Origin of the sequence: Raoultibacter massiliensis, assembly GCF_900199545.1 — a bacterium.
Lineage (GTDB): Bacteria > Actinomycetota > Coriobacteriia > Coriobacteriales > Eggerthellaceae > Raoultibacter > Raoultibacter massiliensis.
On record NZ_LT962671.1, the window covers coordinates 2543798 to 2565607 of the forward strand.

General features: G+C 56.7%; 14 protein-coding genes. 5 read left to right on the forward strand and 9 right to left on the reverse strand.

What is annotated here, in order from left to right:
- Positions 1-74 precede the first annotated feature (74 nt).
- From C1719_RS15050 to C1719_RS15065, 4 genes are all read right to left on the reverse strand, one after another.
- Positions 75-1532, reverse strand: a complete 1458-nt coding sequence (locus C1719_RS15050) for a helix-turn-helix domain-containing protein (RefSeq protein WP_180963653.1) — start codon at positions 1530-1532, stop codon at positions 75-77.
- A 333-nt stretch (positions 1533-1865) separates the two neighbouring features.
- Positions 1866-3716 carry an FAD-binding protein gene (locus tag C1719_RS15055; protein ID WP_102375836.1) on the reverse strand — a complete coding sequence of 617 codons (1851 nt, stop codon included), beginning with the start codon at positions 3714-3716 and terminating at the stop codon, positions 1866-1868.
- A 110-nt stretch (positions 3717-3826) separates the two neighbouring features.
- Entirely contained in the window at positions 3827-5338 is a 1512-nt protein-coding gene (locus C1719_RS15060; protein WP_180963654.1) for a helix-turn-helix transcriptional regulator, read from the reverse strand.
- A gap of 256 nt (positions 5339-5594) precedes the next feature.
- Positions 5595-7025, reverse strand: coding sequence for a helix-turn-helix transcriptional regulator (locus tag C1719_RS15065; protein ID WP_102375838.1), 1431 nt, complete (start codon positions 7023-7025; stop codon positions 5595-5597).
- Positions 7026-7246: 221 nt separating this feature from the next.
- Between C1719_RS15065 and C1719_RS15915 the strand changes: the two genes are divergently transcribed.
- Positions 7247-9496: an oxidoreductase gene (locus C1719_RS15915; RefSeq protein WP_219717883.1), complete on the forward strand. Its 2250-nt coding sequence runs from the start codon at positions 7247-7249 to the stop codon at positions 9494-9496.
- Between the two features lie 170 nt (positions 9497-9666).
- Here C1719_RS15915 and C1719_RS15075 read toward each other — a convergent pair whose 3' ends face one another.
- The 3 genes from C1719_RS15075 to C1719_RS15085 all read right to left on the reverse strand — a co-directional run bounded on the left by C1719_RS15075 (position 9667) and on the right by C1719_RS15085 (position 12875).
- Positions 9667-10461, reverse strand: coding sequence for a molybdopterin-dependent oxidoreductase (locus C1719_RS15075; protein WP_245874565.1), 795 nt, complete (start codon positions 10459-10461; stop codon positions 9667-9669).
- Between the two features lie 10 nt (positions 10462-10471).
- Complete coding sequence (locus C1719_RS15080; RefSeq protein ID WP_102375840.1) at positions 10472-12079, reverse strand: molybdopterin-dependent oxidoreductase; 1608 nt, start codon at positions 12077-12079, stop codon at positions 10472-10474.
- 175 nt (positions 12080-12254) lie between these two features.
- Positions 12255-12875, reverse strand: a complete 621-nt coding sequence (locus C1719_RS15085) for a TetR/AcrR family transcriptional regulator (RefSeq protein ID WP_102375841.1) — start codon at positions 12873-12875, stop codon at positions 12255-12257.
- A gap of 726 nt (positions 12876-13601) precedes the next feature.
- Between C1719_RS15085 and C1719_RS15090 the strand changes: the two genes are divergently transcribed.
- Positions 13602-14954, forward strand: coding sequence for a magnesium transporter (locus C1719_RS15090; RefSeq protein WP_102375842.1), 1353 nt, complete (start codon positions 13602-13604; stop codon positions 14952-14954).
- Between the two features lie 3 nt (positions 14955-14957).
- Positions 14958-16337 (forward strand): NRAMP family divalent metal transporter, encoded by a 1380-nt coding sequence (locus C1719_RS15095; protein ID WP_102375843.1) that lies wholly within the window; start codon positions 14958-14960, stop codon positions 16335-16337.
- A 476-nt stretch (positions 16338-16813) separates the two neighbouring features.
- Here the strand turns inward: C1719_RS15095 and C1719_RS15100 are convergent, their stop codons facing one another.
- Positions 16814-17353 (reverse strand): RrF2 family transcriptional regulator, encoded by a 540-nt coding sequence (locus C1719_RS15100; protein ID WP_102375844.1) that lies wholly within the window; start codon positions 17351-17353, stop codon positions 16814-16816.
- A gap of 629 nt (positions 17354-17982) precedes the next feature.
- Between C1719_RS15100 and C1719_RS15105 the strand changes: the two genes are divergently transcribed.
- Positions 17983-18630, forward strand: a complete 648-nt coding sequence (locus tag C1719_RS15105) for a 5-formyltetrahydrofolate cyclo-ligase (protein ID WP_180963655.1) — start codon at positions 17983-17985, stop codon at positions 18628-18630.
- A 2-nt stretch (positions 18631-18632) separates the two neighbouring features.
- Positions 18633-20117, forward strand: coding sequence for a helix-turn-helix transcriptional regulator (locus C1719_RS15110; protein WP_102376124.1), 1485 nt, complete (start codon positions 18633-18635; stop codon positions 20115-20117).
- 105 nt (positions 20118-20222) lie between these two features.
- On the opposite strand, the gene C1719_RS15115 is transcribed toward C1719_RS15110, so the two are convergent.
- Positions 20223-21773 (reverse strand): FAD-dependent oxidoreductase, encoded by a 1551-nt coding sequence (locus tag C1719_RS15115; RefSeq protein ID WP_245874566.1) that lies wholly within the window; start codon positions 21771-21773, stop codon positions 20223-20225.
- Positions 21774-21810: the final 37 nt, after the last annotated feature.

Here is a 21810-nt window from a genome sequence, read left to right on the forward strand (position 1 = left end):
GGCACCACTCAATATAAGTGGAATCGCAAAACGCTTCCATGAAGAGAAGCATCGTTAGCCGAGACCGGCTTGCTTTACTCGTCGATACCGTCGATGAAATCAACAAGCTCTTGCCGCGAATGGACGCCGATCTTCCTGTAAATATTCTTGATGTGGCTACGCGTGGTATTGTCAGAGATAAAAAGCTTCTTTGAAACGGCAGCAACCGAATTGCCGTGCAGAATATGAAGCGTAACCTCGCATTCCCGGTACGTTAGGGGGTCAACGAGGTCTGCCCGAAGAAGAGTCTCCGACAATCCTTCGACAGTGGAAAGCCCCATTTTCCCTTGCTCGACAACAGAAGCGCCATCAACCGGATCGCCGGCGGAGCCCCGCAAGCCATTACTCGCAAAAAAAGCTTTTCCCGGAATCACCAGCACGGCCACAGCGATCAAAAACGCAACAACGGCAAGAGCATTCTGAACGGAAGCTCCCGAAACGCCATCCGAAAAAATTGCCATCGCAACCAACTGACCAATCCACATGGATACGTACATAGGCACCATACAGGCAGCGTAGACGGGCGAAGGCGGCAACTCCCTTGAGCTGCTATAGACTGCTACGACGTAAAGCAACAACATGCTCATCAACTCGGAAGCGAAGACGAGACAACCCGTCGCAACCGCAAAAGAGAAGCTCGACATCGCAACAAGAGCGTAAAGGATGGAGGCGAGCAGCAACGGAAAAACGGCACGATACACGGATTGGATAGACGCTGCCGTCCTTCGCGTAAAAATAATTACAGACGCCAGCAAAACAGCAAGACATTGGCTAGCGATAAAAACCCACTGCGCCAAATCCACTTGACCGCCAATTGCCGTCGATGCAAATTCCCACGAGAAACCAAGAGCACTGCAGCAGATGATAGCGCCTCTTAAATCGGAAACGGTATGAACCACTTTTAGCAAAGTACTTTCGTCGCTTTGAAAAGCACCCGCCTCGGAACGAATCACGACGATGGCGCCTAACGATTTCCATAAAGAATAGGTCGCAAGACTAGGAAAAACAACCACAGCAAGAACCATGCGAGCGAAAGGAGGAACCGCACTCGCCGCAGCTATAAGGGCAACGGAAAGAATCCCGGAAAGCGGAATATAAATACTCGTATGGCCTTCGCCTTCAGATGCAAAAAACTGCTGCCACATGATGTAAAAGTAACCCGCAGCAGCACCAGTGAGAATCGATCCGACGAGATTCGTTGCCAATGGGCTGAAGCCGACATTAGGGGCAATATAAAAAACGCTTGCCCCAAGAGCGAGGACGATCCCGCAGGGAAAGGCGTGCCAGGAAGGGACGGAGAATCTGCTTCGCAGGATCCAAGCAAAAACAACAATGGCGATGATGCTCGCTCCAAGCTGGGCAAGACCGCAAAAAACATCGAGTTCAACGAATTCAACAACCGGAGAGGCTCCGACAAATACAGTGGTCCATAAAAAAGCGTAACCCAGATAAGGCCATTGGAGAGATCTGAGCAATCGTATATTACTAGTCATTTTCAGCGATCCTGTACAAAATACTTTAAAAGTCATGTTGCCGAGAGCAAAACCCCGCAATGCCACTAAGGCGGAACGGATGCCGCCACCCTGCAAGGCCGATGTCGTTCGCAGCCCAAACTCAAAACCTGGCAGACGAGAGATATCCCATGATCGACGAAATGTCGTGTCGAACAGAGCATTGCAACAGAATCATTATATTTCATTTGAAGGCTTCGCATAGCGCCCCGGCATGCGAAGCAAGAAAACCCTCCTGCAAAGGCAATCGCCTAAAAAAGAACCCCGCGAAGCGTCGGAGGGAAACACTTCGCGGGGGTATCCCGAAGGGGTTCTCTACATTGCTGCCAAGTACTTGCCTAGCACGCGCCCGTGCGTAAACGCCATGCCCATCGATGCACCTGCCGTCGGGGTTGAGTAGCCGGGACCGTACCTATGCCCGAGACAATTTCCAGCTGCATACAATCCCTTGATGGGCGTCGTATAATCGGACTTCAAAACATTCATGTCGCCATCCGTCACTAAACCGGCAAGGGTCACAAGACCGGTCGTGTTATGCCCCTCGTTCATCACCACCGCCCCGTAGAACGGCGGCGTGTCTACGGGTTTCATGAACACAGCGTCCTTCCCGTATAAAGAATCGACTCCGGCAGCGCACATCTGGTTGTACTCTTCGATCGAAGCGAGCGCCTGCTTTTTCGCGTCCTCGTCGTAGCCGAGGTAGCCGAACAGCTCGTCAAGCGTTTGGGCAGCCCACACTTTGAAGATACGCCATTCGCGATACGGAACCGCCACATCATGCACGTCGGCACCCTCGGCGCCGGCATCGATGCATGCCGCCATGTCAGCCTGCATTCTGCCCCAGTAATCGTGGATGTTCACGTAAGCATCGCCCCAGTCGGCAGCGCCATGATCGATGCTGCATTCCTTAAGCGACTCCAGGTAGTTCGCATCGGTCACCACGGCGATGGGGCCGTGAGGCTGACGAAGCATCATAGGAGCGTGAAGTCCGCACATGCCTTCATCCATAAAGCGTTTTCCATTCGCATTGATCATCGGGAACGGAGCATCACCCCAAGGGCCAGGCGTGTACATCATCGTATTCATAGACGGACGAGGATGGCATTCCATAACGCCACCAGCCCAGCAGCCCATCTTGATACCGCTGCCGTCGCGACCTTGCCCGATCATGTCTTCACGCTTCATTCCGTTACGTGCCCCGAGCTCGTTTACGTCATCGAGCAGGTTCCACACCATATCGGGGTTAGAGCTGAAATCACCCGTGCACAGGCATACGCCCTTAGATGCATTGAACTTGATGTATCCGTCTGGACCCTTAGCGATAACGCCGGTAACGTCACCGTTCTCGTTCTGCACCAAAACGGTTGCCGCCGTCTCCCAATACCAAGTTGCCCCAAGCTCTTCCGCCGCCAAGCGCGTATAAATCTCGATCTCCGTCATTCTCATGACGTCCGCAGGATCGCGCCCATCGATGGGATTGCTGTTGTGCGTCCCCATCGTTTGCAAGCACGACGCCCAACCTTTGAATCCCGAGCGCACGAGAGGATAATAACTTGCATCCGGCATCTCGTAAGCCGTTTGAACCTGGCATTGACCGGTTTCAAAATCGAAAAAGTCACTCGTGTCCGGCGTTATGGCAACAAGATTGTCCAGCATTTCGCCCGACTGTTCGACAAAGCTGCGTATGATATCCGCATTGACACGGCCCGCCCCGCGGCGAACGAACTCTCCGACGATCTGGCCGGTATCGTATCCGCCCAGACCCCGATCGCTCAGAAGCTTCGAATTGTATGCGCAAAGATCGACCCCGTTTGCGGAATAGGTGTCTTTCGGCTGCACTTCGATAAGAGCGACCGTCGCACCTCCTTGCGCAGCCGCGAGGGCGCACTGCGAACCCGCATGGCCGCCGCCGCATACAACGACCTCCACATCCACCGTCTTAACGATGTCGGCTTCATCGATCTGCGGCGCTTCGCCCAGCCAATCTTCCGAACACTGATAGCCAGTCTCTTCAAGACCCAGAACCCCACCTTCCGACGCACCCGCCGCAGAACCTTCGCCCGATCCGCTAACCGCAGGCGCACAGCCAGCCGCAAGTCCCGCCGTCGCCATGGCAGCAGTGGCCGCCAACGTTCCCTTGAGGAAATTCCTTCTGTCCAAACTCATTCATCCTCCATCTCGTTTACCCTTAACCTTGTCCCGGATAGCACCGGCAAGGCCAAAGTTACGACGAGAGGGTTTTTGATGCGTCACAGAAAGAGGGGGATTTGCAAAGATCACTCATCTTCTTGATCTGGCGAAACCCTGTCATTGATTTTTAGTGATACCGAAATCTTCGGCGAAATGAAATCAATGAACTGCTGTCGGTTATGCACGCCCATTTTCTGATACACATGCCGAACATGCGTTGCGACCGTGTTCTCGGAAATGCACAGGGTTTCGGCCATCCTCGATTGGGTGCGCCCCAGAACAAGCAGTTTGGCCACTTCCATCTCGCGAGCCGTCAGCCCGAACGAGTCCAGGCACTCCTCGAATCGAGCGCCGACATCCGACTCCGCACCGCGATCGGCAAGCCCATCGACTCGGCACGCCTTCGCGCCCAGCACAACCCAGATGTCGTCGCTACTCAACAAAAGCACCGTGGCAATGGTCATGAGGAAAGCGACAAGAGTCGCCTCCTGAGAGAAGAACGGACTGATCTGCTCCCCAGCGCCCGTGAGCCCGATGGCGCAAACCGCCCCTATACAGTAGCTAACGCATGTAAGCAGGCGCATAACCGCAATGGTCTTGATCGGAACCTCGGATTCGCCGTAGGCAACCTGTGAAAACACAACGTAAATAAGCACGTCGAACACCGTGAAACCCGCAATGATGACGGCTCCCGATGCCCAGAAATGCTCGGTTCCCACGAAAAACGGCATGAGCAGGCATCCCGCCACCATCGTTAGCAAGCCGACTCGGTAGATCGCACCCGCGCCTGAACCACGCCCGAGCATGAGCGCGATAAACAGGAAGATCGCCACTCCCCCGCGAAGCATCTGTATCAACATGCCGTTACTGCCATCAGCACTCGGCATCGTCATAAACGAGTTGAGATGCTGAAGGTATCCGAAGCACACGAATACCAGCATCAAAGCACCCAGCAACGTGTTCGATACACCCAAAGGCCTTCTGAGACTGAACCGTGGCTTATCCGCACTAGGCACTGCAGGCCTATCGCTTCTGCGATACGTGCGGTACGACGGATCAAGAAAGAAATAGAGCAACCCCGAAGCAAGCGGAAACAGGGCGAACAAAACGGCTGAGGCGAGCGGCACCATGAGCAAGGGCATCAAATCGAGCAGCATCGCACATGCAAACGCACCCGACACGAACAGCGTAGCCGTGCTGGCGCCTTGCTGAGAATAGGAAGCGCACCAACCGAGCTGAGCGAAGCCCATATACGCACCGCAAAGCACGCCTCCCGCAACAAGCGCGACCTTCGAACCCCCGATGCCCGAGAGAACGAAAAGAAGCGAGCCAAGCGTACCGATTGCCGCAAACGTCAAAATCAGCCTCGGGTCGTTGATCATTCGCTCAACCAATAAGCTCTTCCCCAAAGCAAACAGGCAGAACGGGATGCAGCAAGCGAACACGAGAATCGTGGCGATTTCAGGAAGAAGGTCATACGGACGGTTACCGATAAACAAAGCGCTCATAAACAGCGCGTCGAACCACGCCCAATGGAAACCCGATCCCACAATCGTCATCACGCCGGGCTTTCCGTACATAGATTGTTTGACGTTCAAGAAATCCCCTCCGCTTGCATTCCTCCAATGCATTGTAGCAAACCGGCCAATGGCGCATTGCTGCGCAGGAGCGTTGCCGTGCGAGTTCGCCAAGCTTGACCGAACGATCAACTTGGGCAGAACCTCGAAAAGCCAGAGGCTGCCGCGCAAATCTGTCAAACCCAACTTCCAAACACCGATACCCGCACCGGCAACTCGATACGGCGCAGATCCTTTATCTTAACCCCAAGATCCGCACTCACCGTCGGATCTACGTTCAGGCTTCGCCTTCCTTCCCTTCGCCTTCCACAAGAGCGATCAGCTCCCGTTTTTTATGGATGCCGAGCTTTCTGTACAAGCTTTTCGAGTGCGTTCTCACGGTGTCAACCGAGATACAAAGAGCCTCGGCAGCGTGCGGAACCGTGTAGCCCTTTACGAAAAGCGCAGCGACTTCCCTCTCTCGATGAGTAAGACCATATTCCAAAGCAACGGAATCGAGCGTATCCTCCCACGCGTCCGCAACACTGGAATTATCCTCGCCCAAGCGCCGCGCCGATCGGGTTGATGCGGTCCAAGACAGAGAAACGGCGATGGTCGCAGCAATAAGGATGAACGACATGATCGTAGTCGCAATAACCGCGCCCGAATCGGGAACTTGAAACGTTCGAGCAGGCAGAAGAAACCCTGCCGCAGACGTAGCTATGACCGGTCCCGACAGCAAAACCAACGTCGTAATCGCGAAGTACGGCAGCCGCGGCAGATCGTTTTTGCTGGCGGTTCCGGCAATCACCACCCAACAGAAAAGCATAAGGCATTCGCGCGTAGCCCGAAAGAAGCTGGCGGCGAACAGAGGGTCATCCCTCGAGAACGACGAAAAGCATAAAAACCCGCTCAGAATTATCATCATGAACAACGGCCAGATTGTTTCCGCGTTCTTTTTCAGCACCACGATCCACACGAAGCACAGCGCAAAAATGCAAAGCAGGATCATCGGCCAATACATTTTATAAGCAGAGAGCAAGAGCTCTTCCGTCATGGGAACGAGTACCCTCGCCATCATGCTTGCCAAAGTGCACAACCCCAGCAAAACAAGCATGTTCCACGGAATGGAACCCGTATGCACGCTGTCGATGGGCGGTCGGGATCCTCCGAGCGGCTTTCCTTTGGCAATGCCGAGATACAAGCAGAAGAAGGCTATCGGGTAGCATGCAAGCGATACCGCAATGATCGCCGCCGCGGGCACAAACGAAAGCGTCCACGTGGCGATTCCGTACAATGCGAAAGCCAACGAAAGAGCAACGCATGATTGATTCGGCTTTAAGGAACAGAAATACACCCCAGCTCCCACCATCACGAAGGCGCTTGCCGCGCCGTGAAAAGCGCTGCCCACATACGCCACGGCAGACACGGGCGAGAGCACAAGCAGTGTGGCAAGGGTGCCTACGGCAGCCGCAACCCCCAACGCTCGTACGAACGACTGCTCGGAGTAGGCAACCTTTCGATCGACAACGACGATGGCAACCATCACGAGAGCCTGCACCACATGAGCGAAAAAGGGAATGCCTCCATCCGTGAAACCCGGCCCGTTCTGAAAGATAGTCCATGCGCCCACGCGAAACGCAGCGAGACCAAAAGCGGCGGCAACCGGGTATCCCGACAATGCCGTTATGAAGCTGCTCTTTCGACGCTCGGACTCCACGAGAGGCATCGTGCGCTCCCATCCTTTCGATTCTCCCCTACTGGCTCCGCGAAAACAGAACGCTGCGAGTTTTGCACAGAGTCGCCCGACTCACATCATTCATGTGATCTTCGCCTAGCACCAGCCATTCCCCATGATTGATGCGATGCCCAGTGCATTACAGGAATATACCATCAAACCGTCTGATGCGCATAGCGCGCAGTTTTGGCACTAAGGAGAAGGGACCACGCATGGACATCACAAGACGTAACTTTATCGGAGCAGCGGCGGCAACGGCAGCCGCACTGGGATCGGCAGCTGCACTGGGGGGATTGACGGGATGCACGCCCCAGCCCGAAGCATCGAAGCCGGCAGGCGACGCGAAGGCTGAGGGAGCCGACGTTTCAGCCAATGCCACCGCTTTGAATCCCCAGGACGAGGGATATACGGCAAACACCACCGATTTCTCCGCCCTCTTCGAGCCGCTTCCTATGGGCGCCATCACCCTGAAGAACCGCATCGTGAAAAGCCCCGCTGGCTCGGATACCTGGGCACCTGAAGGCGATACCCTGAACGACAACTTCCTCGACTACTACGAGAACTTCGCCAAAGGCGGCGCATCCCTCGTGTTCGTAGAAAGCTCGATCTCGAAACTGATGGCCGTCAAGCCCCTCGAGCAGGCGGCAACCGGATGGCTGCTCGACGACATGAGCAAGATCCCCCAACTGATGGCGCCGGTAACCGAGCGCATCCATAAGCACGACGCCTACGCTGGATTTCAGATCGGCGTGGGAATGCTCACCGAGGACACCACGGTCATCAACGACATGACGCCGGAAAACATCGCCTGGCTCAAGGATCTCATCATAGAGATGTCCGTGCAGCTCAAGGCAGCGGGATTCGACGTTGTCGAGCTTCACTGCGCGGCGACCCAGATTTTGAAATACATGACCGTGGCGCGAACCAACAAGCGCACCGACGAGTACGGAGCCGATACCGTCGAGAACCGTACGCGCTTCATCTGCGAAACCATCCAGGGCATCAAGGAAGCCTGCGGGCAGGATTACCCCGTGCAGATCCTCATGGATGCCGTCGAGGAAAACGATGCGAGCCTCGGCAACAGCGACGGGTTCCTCTCGCTCGAGGAAAGCATCGCCGATGCGCTGGCGTTCGAAGCCGCAGGCGCCGATACCTTCTACCTGCGTCTTTCGGTGCCGGGTAGGCACATCGCCCAATTCGCACCCGACCTCATGTTCACGGGCTATCAGTGCGAAGGCGCCACGGGCTTCGGTACCCGCGCCGACTTCTCCCAGCATTTCGGCGGCATCGCAACCGGCCAGTACTCGGGATGCGGTTTGCTTCTGGGCGCCACGGCGGCATTCAAGAAGAGCCTGAAGAAGGCCTCCGTCTCGTGCGCCGGGTACATGGACCCGAGGACGGCCCCCGACCTCATGAACAACGCGGTCGCGCAAGGCGAGATCGACTACCTGATGATCACCCGTCCGCTGACCGTCGACCCCGAGCTGCCCAACAAGCTTCAAGAGGGTCGGCACGACGAGATCGCGCCTTGCTGCCGCTGCATGCATTGTCATGCCAAGGGCGGCCCCGCCGAGTATGCCTCCGACGGCAAAGAGTACTGCCGTGTAAACGCCGTCACGCAGCGCGCTTACACCGAGGAGATGCCCGAAGGCTACGCGCTCCTGCCCGCCGAGCAGCCCAAAAAAGTCATGGTCGTCGGCGGCGGTCCTGCCGGCATGGAAGCAGCGCGAGTCGCGGCACAACGAGGACACGAGGTATCGCTTTACGAGAAGAAATCCTCTCTCGGCGGACTTGTGTCGACCGCCCGTGCATTCAAAGGCGATCACGAGCGACTGGGAGATCTGGTGCAGTACCTTTCACGCCAGCAGGAAGTCAACGGGGTCGAAGTTGTCCTGGACACCGAAGTAACCGCCGATGTCGTTTCACAGGCGACCCCCGATGTCGTTGTGGTTGCCGTCGGAGGCGCCCGTGAGACGCATCTCGAAGCTACCGGCTCCGTCAACGTCGTCAGCGTCGACACGCTCGTCGGTTCCGATATAGGAGAATCGGTCGTCATCTGCGGCGCCGGTGCTCAGGCGATCGACTGCGCGCTGTTCCTGCTCGCGCAGGGCAAGAAGGTGCAGATGGTCCATGAGGGCGCGAAGGAGATCATCGACAAGGAGCAGTCCATGTGGGTGCGCGCCTTCGTCATCCCCCATCTGTACAGCCAGGGCGTCAAGATCTGGAACAATGCGAAGATCGGAAGCCTGACCGACGAGGGCCTCTCCATCACCCTTTCGACGGGCGAAGAGAAGACGCTCGGCTGCCAAACCGTGCTCGAGTGCTACGACATGGTGCCCAACACCCAGCTCGCCGACGAACTCGGCTCGGCATACGAGGTTCACACCATCGGCGACTGCGACACACCGTTCGACATCGCGCAAGCCATCAAGATGGGCAACCTGACCGCAAGGGCTATTTAGCCGTGCTTGCTTGAGTCAGAACACACCAAACAACGACTCGTATAGGCTGTCTCCGTCACATCGGCGGAGACAGCCTCTTTGAAAAACATCGAGTTCCTTAAGCTGTCGAAGCCTGCCAACAAGTTCGCCTTTCGGTGCTTGTTGGCAGACAGCCTTAGATCGCTTTTACCCTAGCCGATCTCGGCATTGAGAATGCCCACATTCGGGCTATTGGGGTATTCCATCCCCTCACCAGGGTTTTCAGGCGGGTTCGCTTCGCTAGTCACCCTCACCTCGACGATATCGCGGATGAAGTAGTTGGCTGGGGTGCGCGTCATCCACAGCTGATTGTTGCCGCCGACCGAAGCCGACAGATCCTCATCGTTGACCTGATAGGAGATGACCCCGTGGCGGCCGACGACGTATGCAATCGGAATCGCAAGCTCGGTCCCGTCGCTCGACACAAACGTGAGCGTGTTGGCCTCCGGACGCGCATCGGCGCGGTCCAGAAGATAGGACACCGGAATACCCTTCACATCTGCCGTGACGACAGCTTTTCCGTCGGCAGGGTTGCCGCCGCACGTGCAGGTCATGATCTGTTTGACGCTGCTCTCGGAAGCAAGTTCGTCGACTGCAGCCGTGAAGGCCTGATCGACGTCGCCCGACACCGCGATCTTCCATTCGAGGGGATTGCTCGTTGCGAAGTCATCGGTCGCGTTGCATAATGCTGCAGTCGCGCGCCGAAACACATCCCTGATGACGTCGTTCGGCGTGATCGTGGTCTGGTCGTAGGAAAACTCGCCCTGGGAGGCGTCGGCTTCGCTCAAACCCGACGCAACGCCGTCCGAGGCATCAACTGCCGTGTTTGCGGAAGACACGTCGTCTGTTCCCGGCAGCATCTCTTCTGCAAGAGCCGTTCCTCCACCTGCGAGCACAAGCGAAGCTGCCATGGTGCCGAGCAGCATGTTCTTCTTCATGTCTTGCATGGTCGCCTCCTTAGTTGACCGTAAACAGGAACTGCGTGTTGCGGTCGCAGACTCGCTCGGTTCCGTCCGCCATCGTGCTTGTGGTTCGAATGTTGAGCAGATAGGATCCGGCCTCGGGGGGTGTGATGTTTATGCGCCAATAAACCCATTTATCGAGATCGTAATCTTCCGTCATCTCCACCTCGGTCCAAGTCTTGCCGTGATCGAGCGAAAATTCTATCTTGGAAATCGGCTCGTCCCATCCATCGGCATAGCCTTCGAAAGTAAGCTCTTTACCCGCTTGCCCTTCGAGCAGAACCCCATCGGGATGGCTCAATACGGCACTGTTCGGCAAACCGATCGCTGTACCGGTCTGAGGGTCCTTGACCAACTGCCCAATTGGCATCTTGCCCATCGGGGTGGGGTCGCTTGAGAAAGTGATGTGCTCGAGCTGCTTGACCATATACCCAGAAGACGTACCGGGGAAGCATGTAGCAATCGGATAACCCTGGCTCGGCGGAAGAGTCTTGCCGTTCATTTCGGTTACAAGCAGAGCGTTCTCTATTTCATAGTACTTGATAGGCAAGTTGAGCTGATAGGCTCCGTCGGCCGATACAGTAAGCGCCTGCTGAACCCCTTCAGCGGGTTTGACGTAATCGAGGATCGCGGAAATAGGCACCCCCGTGAACTCCGCTTGGTAGATCCACCCTCCCGCAACGCCGTTCGCCAGACAATTTTGCTTGGCAACAACGGTCTCGGTACCGAATTTCTCAACGAGCTCGGTAACCGTCATCTCGATGGGATTCTCGACCTCGCCATCGATGGTAACAACCCAGCTGTCAGCAAGCGCTTCGTCGTAATTTTCGTCATCAGTCATCCATGAAGCAGGATCGCTCCCCTGCCGCATTCCCTCGAAGAATATCTGGCCATCAGGCGTGATCGTCTCCTGGTCGTAACTAACCGAAAGAGAAGCCTCTTCAGCGGTCAGATCGGTGATGCCGCGGTACTGATCGTACTTTACGTAGTCCCACATTTGAAAATCGCCGTTGCCGTCAACGAAGTGGCAAGAATCGCAGGTCCCGCCCATCTCGATAAAGCCCTCTTTGCCATTATGGATGCCGTGCATATTCGAGCTCATAGGCCGCTGATCGCCATGCACTTTGCTGTAATGGCAACCGATGCAGTTCGCTACGGTAAGCTGCGTTGGATACCCCATAGCCCCAACCGTATGCCATGTATCCATGCTCATAAGAGCATCCTCAATCGTCGTATGGCACGACAAGCACCCTCGGTTCTCAGCATTGAGGTACGTCATGTTAAATCCCTTGGGATCTGCCGGAACCGGCTGTACGGTAAATCCAAACTGATCAGTATAGGTACTCGGTTTGTTCGCCTCGGCGTTGCGCGCATTACGATCCGCGGCGTCCATCGCTTCGGGATACTGATCGATATTCTCGATATAGGGCCCTTCGGGATCGAACCCCGTTTTGTTGCCGACCTTTCCGTCTGCATACGGACTTGCCGCTGGCTCGCCTGCATCGCCTCCAGATTCTGATGACGAAGGTGCGCATGCGGCAAGGGCGCCCATCACACAGACAAGCACGAGGACGATCGCAAGCTTCGTCTTTGCTTTACCCATATCTCCTCCTCTGTTAGTACGTTTAGTAATTATGTTTAAACTCAAAATGGTGTTTAAACACCATTTTTAGAGCACAGAGTATTCTAGGAGACGCGCACGCCAAAGAACAGGTCGTTAATTATTCTATTTTATGAATGATTTGTTGCAGAGCGTGGCTATGGCAGCCTCGACGCCGCTAGGGCTTCAGAAGGTCAAATAAAAAAGAGAGCTTCCTCTCTAAAGCCCCGAGACTCCCATCGCCATCGGGATCAAACAGGGCAAGGTCGTACTGCCTGAAGAACACCGCAACCAGGATATCGGCAAAGTCCGCGATATCGGTCTCCCCTGCCAGCTCCCCGTTTCGAACGCCCTGCTCCAACATATCTTCGAACAAGGCCTTCATCGCCGCCCTGTTCCTGTAGGCATAATCGAATGCGGTCGGCGAAGAATAGATTGCGGATCTGTGTTCAAGATGGAGCCCGTATCCAAGATCCTCAGCAGACGGCTCCCCCGAATCGAACACCTCAAGGCAGTCGCGCATATCCGCAGACATAACTGCCAGTATTTTTTCATAGCAGCTCATATCATCGGAAAAGCCATCGATAAGCGCTCTCATGCTCGCTAGCGCATCGTCGGCTGCATAGAGAAGCAGGTATTGCTTGGCGGGATAGTGCCGGTACAGCGTGCCGACGGAAACTTCTGCCTTGTTGGCGATATCGATCAGCGATGTTGCATCGTAGCCCCTCTCGGCAAATAGCTCCCGAGCAGCGTTATATATCTTCTTATGCGTACGCTCGCTGCATTTGTATTTAGCCATACCACATTCCTTCGAACAATGGAGCCCACAGCGTATGGTTTTGGGAAGAGCAAGCACATCCCAAGACCATCAAGCAGACCGCTGGCAAAAACCAAGCTTCGAAAAATCCGTTGTAATAAGCTAGATCTACCTGCCACCGCACGCTGGCTCCTTCGACACGGAGGCCGTTCGGAAAGCCAAGCACGATTATCGACTGAATTCAGCGGTCGCTTTATCTTCTGGGCAGAAACACACAACATAGAAAATTATAGAGCACGGCCGATTCAATGATGCATTGTCCGCATCGATATCGACAAGGACTCCACTCCCATGAAGAATCGCCTCAAACAACAGAGCCCTGTGCGAGCAAGCGCCAAACCATATCGATTGCATTTGCGTTTTTCGGTAAAAATCTGGTTGCAGATTCCGACCGTTCGTCTGTAGCGGTTGACTAACGGGAATTATTAACTTATTATCGACTGTGCCTTTGAACAGGCTTATGTCCGCAACGATTGGGAAATCCAGCACGTGCGGCTTTTTTATTGGCTCAAGGAAAGGATATTACTTGAAGGTTCGAAAACCGAAACCTCACAGTAATTAGCCTTCGACTTCCCCTGTCGGCAGTCGAAGGACGACTGCGACAAAACATCGGTACGCAACACATCCCATAAACGCACAGCTTAACCTGCGCGTTTCCTCATGTTTGCGATGCGCTGCGCGCCGATGCCGAAACGGTAAGGGAAGATTATGCTCTATTTGTCTCAAATGCTCGGCCGACCGGTGGTCGATTCCACCGGCGAGAAGATCGGCACCATCGCCGATCTCGCCATCTCGACGGGCGAGGTGTTTCCTCGCATCACCAGCCTGGCCTTCCTCGGTCCAGGCAAGACTCCGTTCATGATCTCGTGGCGCAAGTACGTCGAAAGCTTCGACGAAGACGGCATCACGCTCGGCGTGGAAAGCCACAACATCCGCTTCAGCTACCTGCAGCCCGACGAGATCCTGCTTGCACGCGACCTGCTCAACCGGCAGATCGTCGATACGCAGGGCATGAAGGTCGTACGCGTAAACGACCTCAAGCTTTCGGAGTCGGGATCACAGCTGCGCCTGTTGGGCGCCGAAGTGGGGTTCCGCGGCATCCTGCGCGGACTCGCCCCCTGGCTCGAAAGGGCCGTTGTCGCCATCTCCAAGCTCTTTGGGAAGAAGATCGACGAGCAGATCATCGCCTGGAATTACATGGACCTGCTCGATCGCGACCTCTCCGAGGTGCAGCTTTCCGTCACGCACAAACGCCTTGACGAGTTGCACCCCGCAGACGTTGCCGACATCCTCGAGCAGCTCGATCCGCAGCAACGCGCAAACGTGTTCCAGCATCTTGACGATGCCCAGGCCACCGAAGCCATCTCGGAAATGGAAGACGAGTACCAGGCCGATTTTATCGAAGACCTCGACGATGCGCGCGCGGCGGGACTTCTCGGCAGCATGGACCCCGACGACGCCGCCGACATCGTCCGCGACCTCTCCTACGAGAAGGCCGAAAAGCTTTTGCGCCTCATGGGCGTTGAAGACGCCACGGAAATTCGCAGGCTCCTCGGCTACAAGGACGGCACGGCCGGCGGCATGATGACGACCCAGTACGTCGCCGTTCCCGAAACCTATACCGTCGGCGAAACGATCGAGGTGCTGCGCGAGCTCGATGAGGACCACCCCACCGTCCATTACGTCTACGTACTCGACGATTACGAGAAACTCGTGGGCGTGCTTTCGCTGCGCACCCTCGTGCTGACCGATGATCGCACGCTCATCAAAGACGTCGCCTACGAAGACATCATCAGCGTGCCGCCCGACGAAACCGAGGAAGAAGTTGCCGCCGACATCTTCAAGTACGACATTCCCGCCATGCCGGTGGTCGACGAGCACGGAAGCCTGCTCGGCATCGTCACCGTCGACGATGCGTGGGATGCTATCGAGGAGGATGTAAGCAGCGACAAGGCGAAGAAGCTCGGCCTCAAAATCGCGGGCATCGTTTTGGTGGGCATCCTCATTCTCGCCCTCTACACGTTGGTCTTGTTCCAGATCATCGGATATTCTTGGAGGTAAGCCATGACACCCAGGAATCGCTCCGATAAGCCAACGAGGGAATGGGGCATCTTCCGCACGGGTAGGATCGGCTCCCCGAAGGTTCAAAACAACGAATCGATCGCACCCGCCGAACCGGCATCCGAAGCAAAAGCAACCGACAAGCGTCCGAGCAAACTCTGGCTGCTGCTTGCCGCGATGGGCCCTGGAATCATCACTGCCATGGCTGGAAACGACGCCGGCGGCATCTCCACGTACTCCACCGTCGGCGCGAAGTTCGGCTTCGCAACGCTCTGGGTCATCCCCGTCATGTGCGTGCTGCTTGCCGTGGTGCAGATGACCGCCGCCCGCATGGGCGCCGTCACAGGAAAGGGCTTCGCTGCGCTCATCCGCGAGCGCTTCGGCATCCGCCTGACGGCACTCGCCATGCTCGCGCTGCTCATCGGCAACGTGGCCACCACGTTTTCCGAGTTTGCGGGTATCGCAAGCGGCATGGAAATGTTCGGCGTTTCAAAATTCATATCGGTGCCGATAGCCGCTGCAGCCGTCTGGCTGCTCGTCGTGGGCGGCAGCTACAAGCGGGTCGAAAAGGTGTTCTTGATCCTTTCGCTCGTATTCGTCACCTACATATTCGCCGCCTTCATGGCCAGGCCGAACTGGGACGAAGCGCTCATCGCCACCGTCGTTCCCCATGTGGTGAACGATACGAGCTTCATATCGCTGGTGATCGCGATGATCGGCACGACCATCGCGCCCTGGATGATGTTCTTCGCACAGAGCAACGTCGTCGAAAAGGGCGTGGGGGTGAAGGATTTCTTCTCGCAGCGAGTCGACGTGATCTCGGGAACCATAGCTGCCTGCCTGGTGGCGTGGTTCATCATCGTGACGACGGGCGCAACGCTGTTCCCCGAAGGAATCGAAATCACGAGCGCCGCCGACGCCGCGCACGCCCTCGCTCCGTTTGCGGGGCAGTATGCCGAATCGTTGTTCGCCATCGGCCTCATCGCTGCATCGTTTTTGGCCGCTTGCGTGCTTCCGCTCACCACCTCGTTCGTCATCTGCGAAGCGTTCGGCTGGGAGGCAGGCGTGAACTTCTCGTGGAAGGAAGCTCCTCTGTTCAAGGGCATCCTCACGTTCGTCATCATCTTCTCGGCCGCGGTGGTCATCATCCCGAACATCGATCTTTTGGGCGTCATGCTGACGGCGCAGTTCGTCAACGGCATCATCCTGCCGGTGCTGCTCGTGTTCATGGCCATTATCGCCGCCGACAAACGTGTGATGGGAGCCTACAAAAGCAAACCCATCTCCCGCATCCTCATCTGGGCGACCGTCACCATCGTCACCGTGCTCACCATAGCGCTCCTCGTGATGCAGGTACTCGGCATCGGAGATGTGGCAGTATAGGATCCCTGCGCTTCGCCGCCGAATCGATACACAGGGGTCCATTGAAGCTGGCACGAAAAACGCATCAAACTGCACGGTTTTTGCCAGATTCATACATCTGCGGCGCCCAATGCCTTCTCTAAAACGCATCGCAAAAACCCCGCGAGCTGTTCGCCCTGTTCACAGAGCCGCAGGCAGGAGCATTGGAAAGGAAAGCAAAACGCCGATGTATGAATCTGGCAAAAACCGTGCAGTTTGGCCGCCTTTCGGCTCCTAGCCGCAATCGGCGAGCACACGCAAGCGCCTAACAGGTGCGGCATCGCGCAAGCCGGCATGCTGCACTCATCGCCTGCACGCAAAACGGCCCCGGGCAAAACCCAGGGTCGCCTCTCGTATCGCAACAAGCAACAAAGAAGCGCATGTCGCAAGCGCACCGAACGCAGCGTTTTGCTGCAGGCAGCAACGATAAGATTCCGCGCGCCGCTTACGGCAAGCGACTATGCTGCCAGCTCGGCCAACCGAGTGCTCTCCTCCGACAGCTTCTTCGACAGATACTCGATGCTGCAATGCGCTTCGCGGGCGCAATCGAGCAGAAGATCGACCGTCAGGCTGTTGAGGTATGCGTTGAAACTCTCCTGGATAAGCGCATAGGAGCGACGTACCTTGCACGCCTTCTCGCTGCCTTCGCTCTTGCCCGACGAATCCTCTTCGGGATAGAACTGGTTGCAGTCGGCGGGGTCGCGATCGCAGGTGCTCTGATCGCCTGAGCATTCATCGACCTTGATGGCATCTTCCATCGCAGAGATTATCTCCAAAAGCGTGATGTCCGAAGCATCGCGTGCAAGCGCATAACCGCCGTGCTTGCCCGGCTTCGCCTCGATGAGGCCGGCGTTGCGCAAAAGCTGCGCGAGCTGGATGAGGTAATCTCGAGGGATTGACATTTCACGGGCGATCTCTTTCGAAGAACGCACGCTTCTTTCCGCCGCTAAATAGAGGATGGTGCGGATTCCATAATCCGTAGAAGCTTTGAGCTGCATCCTTTCCCCACTTTCTGCCGTTTCCGACGTTAGACCGTTGCACGCCGTCTCTTCCCAGACGGGTGCGGCTTCCGCGCTGCACGCGAAAGAGCTTTCGTTTCGGTTGCATGACGAACGCAATCGATAAGCGTTTCGCTAATCATTGCCCTGAAACAAGCGAAGACGCCACAGCGTCTCTCTCATTCATCCAGGCCCATCGGCGCAGGCGCCTTCGATACCGTAATCCGACCTGCGGATCTGCACATGATTCACAACCTCTTTCCTTACCGCATCGAAGTCTACACGGAATGTAAGTTCTTCCGCAAGCAATTTCCCTCATTTTCTGACAAATAGATGGGAAAGAGTTACATTATTAGCAATATCTCCATAATTCTGACCTGTTTAGTATGATATTGCATATTATTGGGCCATAGGGGCAGCCGCCCTCATGGATGGATGGATGGATGGACAGACGGATGGATAGTCTAGCTGGACGCACAGCCTCCCTCCCCCGGCGGTGTTCCGCAAGGCGCGGCAGAGCCGTTGCGCCGCCCGGAAACGAAAGCGATCGCTTCGCCATACCGAACGACGGAGCCGTTGCGTCGCAAACCTTCGAGCACTATGCTATCGTAGGCACAACGGAGGTGGGAATGGACAAGATGGCAGCAAGGGCTTCAGCCCTCGAAGCAAGAGACCGCATCGCGGCGGAAGAGCGCGCCGAGAAGTGCGGCTCGATTTGCAGCGAGCTCGCCTCGATCCTCGACGACGCACTTCGCTCGTACGAAAACGTAACGGGAGAACCCGGGGTCTGCTACCATCAGAAACCCTTCGCGGTTGCGCTCTACCAATCCATGAAAAGCGAGGTCTCGATCGACCGCTTCATCGAAACGGTGTACGATCGCGGGCTTTCCGCATGCTTTCCCTGCATGATGCGCCCTTCTCCCACGTCGGAGGGCAAAGGCCCGACCATGGTGTTTCGAGAGGTTTCGCGCGAGCAGTACGAACTCGGCGGCGTTGCATTTCTCGACCGCCCCCTGCGATCGTTCGATACCGACGATCCGGATATCTCCCCCTTTCCCGCAGTCGATCCGCCGTTGCTCGATATGGTCGTCGTGCCGCTCGTGGCCTTCGACAGCAAAAACAGCCGACTGGGATACGGAGGAGGCAACTACGATAAGTTTCTCCCGAACCTCCGAGACAATGCGATCGTCGTCGGCGTCGCTTTCGAGGAGCAGCGCATCGATGAGGTTCCGTGCGACCTGCACGATCAAAAACTCCCGAGAATCGTAAGCGAATGAGCATGAATGCGAATGCAGGCGCAAACGCAAATGCGACCGGCAGGGATGAAAACCGCCCGAAGCTGTTCGACAAGAACACGCTGGCCCTCGCCCTGATTGCCACTGTCGGCTTCGGCTTTCTGCAAGGCGCGCGCCTGCTCGACCTCAATTCGGGACCGTACAGTTCAAGCCCTTTCGCTCTGGTCGGCCTCGCGTTTGACGGCTGCACGTTTCTTGCCGTTGCGCTCATGTCGTACTTCGTGCGCATCGAAAGCACATTCAAGCTCTTCTGGACGGGCATCGGCGTCGCAGCAGTATACGCAGCGCTCATCGTCTCGGGAAGCCAATCGGATATCGTGCTCGTCCTCATGCAGGCGGCCTCCGGAATGGGTTGGGCGCTTATGATCCTGTGCTGGATGCAGGTATTCACGAGCTACCGTCCGTTCCATTCGCTTGTGATGATCGCACTCGGCTACCTCATCGATACGCTCATCCAGCCTGTGTCGAGCGCGCTGTTCCCCGGCTATCGCCAGATCGTCCTCCTCGTCGTATTCGTCGCTTCGGCCATCATGTTGTACTACTGCCTCGTGCACAACCAAGCGATCGCGCAGCGCATGAAGGAAACCGTTGCGCCGAAGACATCGATGGCTGAGGCGTTTTCGCGCACGCGACGCGCCGTGGCCAGCACGCTCGTATTCTCGCTCGTATGCGGGTTCATCATTCAGATGGACATCTTCTCCGATCTGCAGTACGCGCAAACCGATCTCACCGCATGGCTCGCCATCGGCGTATCGATCGCCATGTGTGCGATCCTTGCCGTATTGAAGCTGAAGAAAGCCAACATCGACTATATCTGCCCGATAGCCGCGCTCTGCCTCGCTTCGATTCTGCTGTACCGAAGCCTCGATGGAGGCGACGGCTATTTGGCAGGGGCTATGCTCACGACGTTTCTCATGTCGTTTTACGTGCTCTTGTGGCTCACGTTCATCAGCGAAGCCTACGAGCGCAAGCTGCCGGCTTTCTTTTTGCTCGGGTTGGCTTTGGGCGTCGCACGCCTCTCGATCGCCGCAGGGCGGCTGCTTGCGCAGCTTCTCTTCGAGCCGCTTGCCTTGGAGCCGCACAACGTCACCATCGTTGCCATTTGGGTTCTCGTCGTCACCGTTTCGCTTATTTTCGCAAGCTATCTGCGGTACAGCGCCAAGCAGAAGGAGCACCGGCTCGACGATGCTCCCGACGAGCTGACCGACTCTGCTGCCGCCCAAGCCGATGCGACCGAGGCCGCGCTTGATCTGCTGAGCGAAACGTACAGCCTATCGGATCGCGAAGTCGAGATCATCCGCGAGTTCTCGGCAGGGCGCAGCGCACGCTACATCGCCGACTACTTCGTGCTGTCGGAGCACACGGTTAAAACCCACCTGCGGCGGGCATACGCGAAGATGAGCGTCCATTCGCGCCAAGAGCTGCTCGACCTCATGGAGACGATGGAGGCTCGGCGACTGCGCGGCTAGAAGACCTCTTCGCCATCGCCCATTCTACGCGCTTCACCGCTCAAACAAACGAGCCGCCACGATGATCGCAGCGGCTCGCAAGGGAGGAGGGTGGTGCGGAAAAGCCTATGCCTCGGCCAGCGCCGTTCCGGTCAAACGACCCATCGTCAACGCGCTCGAATTCGAGCAATGGCGCACGAAGCTGCGATTGTACATGTAGCGATGCGTGCATTCGCCGATAGCGTACAGGCCTTCGATGGTCGATTCGTCTTCGCGGATCACCTGGCAATCGCCGTTGGTGCGCACGCCGCCCATCGTTGCCACGAACGACGGTACGAACGAAACGAGGTAGTACGGGCCGTCCTGATACGGCACGAGCATCTCGGCTTTCTTGTTAAACTCGCCGTCGACGCCCGCTTCGGCAGCCGCCTGATAGGTGGCGAACGTGTCGGCGAGCGCAGCGGCGTTGGCTGCAGCAGCTAGCTCTTCGATGCTTTCGGCCTTGAGCACATCGCCGGTATCGATGCCCTTTTCAATAAGGGCCGCCACATCGGCATTCGAGCTGTCGAACAGCACATAGTACGGACCAGCGGCATTATCGGTCATCGCAGTTGCAAGCGCGGTGGTCGGACCCGCCTCGTTCACGAAGCGCTTACCCGAGGCATCGACGAGCATTTTCGCGGATGCTGCAGCGCCTTCCATGCCCGTATCGCACAGTTTCGCAAAACCGGGCTCGGCCTCGGTGAGCGTGCGGGTCGGCATGATGACGTTGGGAATGACCCAGCAGTCGTCGTAGAGCGCAGCACCGACCGCTTTGCCCATGGTCATGCCATCGCCGGTGTTCATGGCATTACCGAGATACTGGAAGCCCATCTTGTTGATAGCGGGAACGAGTTCGTCGCGGTACTCGTCGCTGCCCCCGAAGCCGCCCACGGCAAGCACGACGGCCTTCGCCTTGATATCCTGTTCCTGCTTCCCGTTCTTGACCGTGATGCCGACAACGGTATCGCCATCCTGCAAGAGCTTGGTTGCCTCGGTCGAGAGCATGATCTCGACGCCGAGGTTCTCGAGTTCGGCCTGGAATGCATCGGCAACATCCTGGCCCGCCTTGATGGAAGGGTCGGTCGGCGCGTCGGGCTTCACCGTATCGGTGCCCACCTGCTCTTTGGTAAACGACTCCTTGAAACCGATGCCGAGCTCGTTCACCCAATCGATGGTCTTGCAGCTTTCTTCCATCATGCGCTGCATGCGCTCGTAATCCGGATACGGTGCATCGACCTTTCCGATTTCGGTTGCCGCCTTATAGCGCTCGGTGAAAGCCTCCATCGTGTCGGGTTCGCCGTCTTCGAATTGCCAGTACTCCTTGTTTTCGGGAACCTGGGCGATCGAAACATTGCCAAGCGAGGTGAGAAACGTCGACATGTAGAACGGTGCCTTGTCCGCAAGCGTAACCTTGGCGCCGCCAAGCGCCGCCGCGCGGGCGCACGCTGAACCGGCAAGGCCCGATCCGATGATGACGATATCGGTTTCCTTCGCCTCTGCGCCTGCGTCGCTCGAACCACTCGTCGGATTCTCGGTCTTCGGGTTCGCGCCGCATGCGGTCAGTGCAAGCGTGCCGCCGAGAACCGCCACGCCTGCAACGAATTGCCTTCTGCTGAATAGTTTTCTTCCCTCCACGGAAGCTCCTCTCAAATCGTTTGCATCCATCGCTGCC

Bases quoted from the DNA above. Each gene is read 5' to 3' on its own strand.
- C1719_RS15050 (WP_180963653.1), bottom strand. From the start codon at position 1,532: ATGACTAGTAATATACGATTGCTCAGATCTCTCCAATGGCCTTATCTG.
- C1719_RS15055 (WP_102375836.1), bottom strand. From the start codon at position 3,716: ATGAGTTTGGACAGAAGGAATTTCCTCAAGGGAACGTTGGCGGCCACT.
- C1719_RS15065 (WP_102375838.1), bottom strand. From the start codon at position 7,025: ATGCCTCTCGTGGAGTCCGAGCGTCGAAAGAGCAGCTTCATAACGGCA.
- C1719_RS15915 (WP_219717883.1), top strand. From the start codon at position 7,247: ATGGACATCACAAGACGTAACTTTATCGGAGCAGCGGCGGCAACGGCA.
- C1719_RS15075 (WP_245874565.1), bottom strand. From the start codon at position 10,461: ATGCAAGACATGAAGAAGAACATGCTGCTCGGCACCATGGCAGCTTCG.
- C1719_RS15080 (WP_102375840.1), bottom strand. From the start codon at position 12,079: ATGGGTAAAGCAAAGACGAAGCTTGCGATCGTCCTCGTGCTTGTCTGT.
- C1719_RS15085 (WP_102375841.1), bottom strand. From the start codon at position 12,875: ATGGCTAAATACAAATGCAGCGAGCGTACGCATAAGAAGATATATAAC.
- C1719_RS15090 (WP_102375842.1), top strand. From the start codon at position 13,602: ATGCTCTATTTGTCTCAAATGCTCGGCCGACCGGTGGTCGATTCCACC.
- C1719_RS15095 (WP_102375843.1), top strand. From the start codon at position 14,958: ATGACACCCAGGAATCGCTCCGATAAGCCAACGAGGGAATGGGGCATC.
- C1719_RS15100 (WP_102375844.1), bottom strand. From the start codon at position 17,353: ATGCAGCTCAAAGCTTCTACGGATTATGGAATCCGCACCATCCTCTAT.
- C1719_RS15105 (WP_180963655.1), top strand. From the start codon at position 17,983: ATGGACAAGATGGCAGCAAGGGCTTCAGCCCTCGAAGCAAGAGACCGC.
- C1719_RS15110 (WP_102376124.1), top strand. From the start codon at position 18,633: ATGAATGCGAATGCAGGCGCAAACGCAAATGCGACCGGCAGGGATGAA.